Consider the following 6,548-nt stretch of genomic DNA (forward strand, 5'->3'; position numbering starts at 1 on the left):
CTCCGTGACCGAACCCGCTGTGTGCCCGCTGCCCACCACTCGCACGCATCCGCTGAAGGCCCCGACCGGCCTCGCTGACATCGCCGCGGCCGGCGCGCGCCGGGTGACCTTCCCGAACGGCGTGGAGTCCTGGCTGTTCACCCGGTACGCCGACGTCCGGATGATGTTGTCCGACCGGCGTTTCACCGCGTGGAAGGACGGCGACGGCCCGGAGATGCGCCCGGACGAGTCGGTCGTCGGCATCGACCGCCCCGGCAACATGATCATCAGGGACGGTGCCGAGCACCTGCGGTTGCGCAGGCCGCTGGCGCGCGCGTTCGTGGTGAAGCGGATCGAGGCGATGCGCCCGCGCATCCAGGAGATCGTCGACCAGCACCTCGACGCGATGGAACGCGCGGGTGCGCCTGCCGACCTGATGTCCGCGTTGTGCCTGCCGGTGCCGTCACTGGTGATCGCCGAGCTGCTCGGCGTGCCCGACGGGCACCTCGACCTGTTCCAGCGCACCGCGAAGGCGATGTTCGGGCTGTTCAACCCGGCGTCGGAGTACGAGGAGCTGTCCGTCGAGCTCGGCGCCGTCATCCACGAGGAGATGGAGCGCAAGCGCGCGGCGGGCGACGTCGGCGACCTGCTCGGCGTCCTCGCCAACGACACCGAGAGCAACCTCGACGTGGAGGAGCTGCTCAACCTGGCCATCGGTCTGCTGGTCGCGGGGCACGAGACGACGTCGAACTTCATGGGCCTCTTCGCGCTCACCCTCCTGGAGAACCCCGAGCAGCTCGAGCTGCTGCACCAGGACGTGTCGCGGGTGGACGCCGTCGTCGAGGAGCTGCTGCGGTTCACCATCACGATCGGCGCGGGCGGGCTCGTGCGCAGGGCGACCGAGGACGTCCAGGTCGGTGACGTGCTGGTGCGGGAGGGGGAGTGGGTGGCCGCGTCGATGTACGCGAACTTCGACGAGGCGATGTGCCCGCGCGGCGCTGCGCTCGACCTCGGCGGCGAGCAGGTTCCTCACGTCGCGTTCGGCTTCGGCCCGCACCAGTGCCTCGGTCAGCACCTGGCCCGCGTCGAGCTGCAGATCATGGTGCGCAGCCTGTTCACCCGGTTCCCGGCGCTGAAGCTGGCGGAACCCGCCGCGGACCTGCCGTACCGCACGGACACCCTGACCTACGGCCCCGCGCGGGTCCCGGTGGTGTGGTGAGCGACGAGGTGCGCGCGGCCGCATATCGATGCCCCGGCCGCGCAATCAACCTGGTTGAGTGACGCCGGTAGGCCGAATCGGTGACGGCCGGTCCAGTACCCGACACGGAGGAATACCGGGGTGGCCATTCGGTGACACCTGTGTGGCCTCTTCCCGTTCACGCTGCGCATCCACGATCGTAGGCGCGGCCACTGCAGAGTCGCAGTGGCCGCGCTGCTGTTTCTCGGCTACCGGACGGTCGGAGTCCAAAGGCTCTGTCCGCACGGGCTCAACGGCGGGATCGTGAACCGGCGCGGGCGATTACGAAGGCGTACTCCGGGTAACCCCACGACGGTGCCCGGTGCGCGTCAGGAGGACCAGCGATGTTCGGTGACGAAAGCGCACTCCCCACTCGGGTCGATGCCGCCGATGTGCGCCACGTCGAATCACTGACGGGCTCGCTGCGGGCGCTCGACCACGAGTACGGCGGAGGTTCGTGCCGCGACGCGGCCATCGCCCTGCTCGGCTGGGCGACACCGATGCTGGAGGCCAAGGGCTCCGACGCGGTGCGGGACCGGTTGCACGTCGCCATCGCGGACCTGCACAACCTCGCGGGCTGGGCGTCGTTCGACCTGGGGATGCTGGAATCGGCGCACGCCCATTTCGGCAGGGCCATGGAATTGGCGAAGAAAGCGAAGAGCAGCGCGCTCGAGGCCGACATCCTCTACCGGATGGGCCGCGTGCACCTGCACTACGACCTCGCGGAGGACGCGCTCGCGTCGTTCCAGCGCGGCCTGCCCATCGCGAAGGCCAGCGGATCGCTGCTCGCGGTGAGCATCCTGCACGCCAACGAGGCGTGGGCGTTCGCGAAGATGGGCGCCGAGAAGCAGGCGCTGCGGCAGTTCGGCCGCGCGCAGGAAGAATTCGCTCGATCGAGTGATGAAAAGCCGCCGCCGTGGGCGCGCTTCTTCGACGAGGCGGACCTCGTGTCGATCGGCGGCATCGTGCACACCGAGCTGGCCCGCTCGTGCGACGTGAAGTACGCGCGCACCGCCATCCCACTGCTCACCAAAGCCATCTCGTCCGCGGGCGCGAACACCTCGCGCAGCCAGTCGTTCCGGCTCGCCGCGTTGTCCATGAGCCACCTGCTGCGCGGTGACGCCGAGGCGGCGTACGAGGTGGGCAGCCAGGCGATCTCGCTGTCCGGGCCGATCCGGTCGGTGCGCACGCGCGACCGGATGCGCCCGCTCAAGGCGGAGGCGGAGAAGTTCAGCGGGAGTCGCGCTGCCGACGAACTGGCGGAGAGGTTGGCTCAGTTCGTCGGCAGCGCTCGTGGGGCGGCGTGAAGCTGGGGGGCCTTGCCGCAACCCCACCCTCGGCACCTTGCGGTAGGTACCGGCTGAGCCGAGCTTGCACGAGGCCGCTGACACTTCTCTGACAGTTGAAATATCAACCGGTTTGGGCCTGGTTAGTATCGCCGCATGGGGTGGCGTTGGGAGTTCCGAGTACTGGGATCACTGCAGGTCCTGGACTCGGGTCGAGTGGTCGAACTGCGCTCGGCCAAACAGCGGGTGCTGCTCGCCGCGCTCCTCATGCGGGCCAACACCCCGGTCCCGTCCGACGAGCTGATCGACCACCTCTGGGGCGACGACGCGCCGGGGGCGGCGCGGGCGACGCTGCAGACCTACGCGATGCGGTTGCGCGGGTCGCTCGACGACCTCGCCGACCGCCAGGTCGTGCGCACCTGGCCGACCGGCTACTCGATCCACGTCGAGGACGACCAGCTGGACCTGGCCCGGTTTCGCACCCTGCGCGCGCAGGCGAAGCAGGCGACCGACCTGGAGACGGAGTCGCGGCTGCTGAGCGAGGCGGTCTCGTTGTGGCGCGGGCCCGCGCTGGACCAGGTGCCGTCGCAACGCCTCGAGCACGGCGACGCGGCCAGGTTGAACGAGCAGCGCTGGGAGACGCTGGAGCGCCGCAACGACGTCGAGCTGCGGCTCGGCAGGCACGACCAGCTCGTCGACGAGCTGCGCGCCCTGGTCGCCCAGCACCCGTTGCGCGAGCGGTTCTGGTACCAGCTCATGCTCGCCCTGCACCGCGGTGGTCAGCAGGCCCAGGCGCTCGACGTCTACCGGCGCGCGAGCGACGTGCTGGCCGACGAGCTCGGCATCGACCCGAACGCTGATCTGCGCCGCCTGCACATGGAGGTCTTGGCGGGTTCAGCCGCACCGGTCACCGTGCCCGTGTCGGCGTCCGGCCCGACGTGGCTGCCGCCGGACGTCGCGGACTTCACCGGCCGCGTGCCCGAGGTCGCGCTGCTGACCGACGGCCTGCGCGCGGGCGGCACCTGGACGATCACCGGCCCCGGTGGCGTCGGCAAGACTTCGCTGGCCGTGCACGTCGCGCACGCGGTGCGGGACTGCTTCCCGGACGGCCAGCTGTACCTGAACCTGCGCGGTGGCGAGCAGCGGCCGGTGGAGCCCGCGGCCGCTCTCGACCGCCTGTTGCGCGGGCTAGGGGTGCCGGGCAACGCGATCCCTTCGTCCATCGAGGACCGGGTGGACCTGTACCGCGAACGCCTCGCCGACCGGCGGGTGCTCGTGGTGCTGGACAACGCGGTCAACGAGGCGCAGGTGCGTCCGCTGTTGCCCGGCACGTCCGCTGCCGCCGCTCTCGTGACCTCCCGCGCCGCACTGGCCGGTCTGGACGCCGCCCACCTCGTGCCGCTCGACGTGATGCCTCCCGACGACGCGCTGCACCTGCTGCGCGCCGCCGTCGGCGACTCGCGCGTCGCGGCCGAACCCGCTGCCGCGGAGTCGATCGCCGGCTACTGCGGCCGCTTGCCGTTGGCGCTGCGGGTGTGCGCCGCCCGCCTGGTCGCGCGCCCGCACTGGCAGCTCGCCAAGCTCGCCAGCCGCCTGTCCGACGAACGACGCCGTTTCGACGAGCTCGTCGTCGGCGACCTCGATGTGCGCGCCAGTCTGGCGTTGACCTACAACGGCTTGGACGAGTCGCACCAGCGCGCCTTCGGCCTGCTGGCAGTGCTGGAGATGCCGGACTTCCCCGCCTGGGTCGCCGGTCCGTTGCTGGGCATGGACGTCGACGACGCCGAGGACCACATCGAGGCACTGGTCGACGCGCGGCTCGTGGACTACGCGGGCCGCGACGGGATCGGCCAGGTCCGGTACCGCCTGCACGACCTGCTGCGCGCCTACGGCCGCGAGGTCGCCCCCGACTGCTCCGCGCCGCTGCGTGACCTGTTCACGCACCTGCTCGACCTCGTGACCCGCGCCGACGCGGAGATCCCGCACTCGGCGCTGCGGCTGGAGCCGCAGGCGTTGGAGCGCTTCGAGTGGGGCGACCCGATCGGGTGGTTCGACGCCGAGTGGCTGAACATCCAGGCCGCGGTGTCCCAGTGCGCCTCGCTCGGGTTCTCGTCCCTGGCTTGTTCTCTGGCCATCCGGTCCGCTGCGTTCTGCGACCTGCGCGCCCGGTTCGACGACTGGGCCGAGGTCAACGCGGTTGCCCTTGACCTCGGCGACTCCCGCGCGCGGGCGATCCTGTTGCAACAAAGAGGAATTCTGCGCGGTCGCCGCAACCAGTTCGACGGCGCGTCAGCCGACTTCAGCGCCGCCCAGGTCGCCTTCGGGGAGTTGGGCGACGCCTGGTTCGAGGGCTACGCCTGGTACGGACTCGGGTGGATGCACGAGTGGGGCGGCCGCGAAGCCGCTGCCCGCGACGCCCACCGCGAGGCCATGGCCCGGTTCGTCGCCGCCGGAAACCCGCACGGCGAGATCGAGGTGCTGTGCTCGCTCGGCGCCATCGAGCGCCGGGCCGGTGGGTTGACCGCGGCGCAGGAGTACCTGGGCCGGGCACGGCTGATCGCTCAGGAGTTGGGCGACGAGGCTTCCGAGCTGTCCGCGACACTCGAGTTGGGGCGGTTGCACCAGTTCACCGGCGAGCTGGACCAGTCGGCTTCGCTGTTGCGGGAGTCGCTGGCCGCTGCCGAGAAGCTCGGTGATCCGGACATGGCCGCCAACATCCGGCTGTTCCTCGCGGACACGCTGGTGCGGTCCGGGATGGCGTCGTTGGCCGCTGAGCAGTTGCGGGTCGCCTGGGACTTCTTCGAGGAGCAGGACGATCGGGTCGGGAAGATCTGGGTCTGGCGGCTGAACAGTCAGCTCGCTACCTCGGCTGATGAAGCGTTGCGGTTGGCCGGGTTGGCTCTCGAGTTGGCCACCGAGTTGAAGTTGCCTCCCGAGTTGGGGCGGTCCTTGCGGTGCATGGGGGATGCGCTTGCCCGTGCTGGGCGTGGGGATGAGGCTCTCGAGCGGTGGCGGTCGGCTGAGGATGTGCTTGAGGGGGCTGGGTTTCACGCTGAGGTCGAGGAGTTGCGGACCTCCATCGGGTGAGGGTTTTGGTGGTGGGCGGGGAGGGTCTCGCTGATCACCTCACGGTCGCCATATCGAGAAGTCCCCGTCAAGGCGGAAAAGCTGCCTTGACGGGGACTTCTCGATGTGGCAAGGCTGCGCCTGATCAGCGAGCCCCTCCCCGCCCCGGCCGTCCGGATGCTTGGGATCATTTGGCTGCCGGTTTGTGCTCGGGGGCCGCGCCCGGTTGGCAGTGCGGGGGTCGCTAGTGCGGCGGGCGCTCTTTTCTTTGGTACCTGCCGGTTTCGCCGCGCTCTCTTGGTACGCGCCGGTTTCGTCGGGCTCGCTTGGTGCCTGCCGGTTTGATCGGTGCTCTCTTGGTTTCTGCCGGTTCGTGGTGGGTTGCTTGGTGTGCTGGGCGTCGCTTCGCTCGCCGGGGGCCACGTTGCGCCGCAGATGTTGCGGGCTGTCGCACCCCCGGTTTCGCGGCGGACTTGCCTGTGGGGCCGGGGATTGTCGGTGTTGGCTGGGAGCATCGGTTCGGGGGGTCTCGTGTTCGGGGGACGCCCGCGTGAGCGCGCTCGCGGCCGTGAGCGGCGGCCTGGCAGGGCAGGGGTGTGTCATGTCGGGCGGGAGGCGGCCCAGCGGCGGGTGGGTCGAGCTGGCGGGGTCCGGCGGCGGGCGGGTTGGTGCGTCTACGGCAGATGGGCCCGACGGCAGGTGGGCCGGTGCACCTACGGAAGGCGGGCCCGACGGCGCGCGGGTCGGTGCGTCTACGGAAGGCGAGTCCGACGGCAAGTGGGTCGGTGCGACTGCGGAAGGCGAGTCCGACGGCAGGCGGGTTGGTGTGATTGCGGAAAGCGAGTCCGACGGCAGGTGGGCCGGTGTGATCAGGCAAGGAGTGTGCGTGTCCGCAGTCAGCGGGGTGGTGGGCACCTGGCGATTGGGCCTTGACTTGGGGTGCGGCGTGGTACCCCTATCGGGCCGGCAGGTTCTCTTCC

At 70.4% G+C, this 6,548-nt stretch carries 3 protein-coding genes; all 3 read left to right on the forward strand.

Annotated elements, in window-relative coordinates:
• Positions 1 to 4: 4 nt before the first annotated feature.
• The 3 genes from FKR81_RS38410 (at position 5) to FKR81_RS38420 (ending at position 5,589) form a co-directional block, all read left to right on the forward strand.
• Positions 5 to 1,198, forward strand: coding sequence for a cytochrome P450 (locus FKR81_RS38410; RefSeq protein ID WP_146359478.1), 1,194 nt, complete (start codon positions 5 to 7; stop codon positions 1,196 to 1,198).
• 362 nt (positions 1,199 to 1,560) lie between these two features.
• Positions 1,561 to 2,523, forward strand: a complete 963-nt coding sequence (locus FKR81_RS38415; protein ID WP_146359481.1) for a hypothetical protein — start codon at positions 1,561 to 1,563, stop codon at positions 2,521 to 2,523.
• A 135-nt stretch (positions 2,524 to 2,658) separates the two neighbouring features.
• Positions 2,659 to 5,589, forward strand: a complete 2,931-nt coding sequence (locus tag FKR81_RS38420; RefSeq protein ID WP_146359484.1) for an AfsR/SARP family transcriptional regulator — start codon at positions 2,659 to 2,661, stop codon at positions 5,587 to 5,589.
• Positions 5,590 to 6,548 lie beyond the last annotated feature (959 nt).

Source organism: Lentzea tibetensis (assembly GCF_007845675.1).
In the GTDB taxonomy this organism is placed as follows: Bacteria; Actinomycetota; Actinomycetes; order Mycobacteriales; family Pseudonocardiaceae; genus Lentzea; species Lentzea tibetensis.

What these genes read in the sequence shown, in the direction of transcription:
- FKR81_RS38415 (WP_146359481.1), top strand. Translation starts at nt 1,561, where the DNA reads ATGTTCGGTGACGAAAGCGCACTCCCCACTCGGGTCGATGCCGCCGAT.
- FKR81_RS38420 (WP_146359484.1), top strand. Translation starts at nt 2,659, where the DNA reads ATGGGGTGGCGTTGGGAGTTCCGAGTACTGGGATCACTGCAGGTCCTG.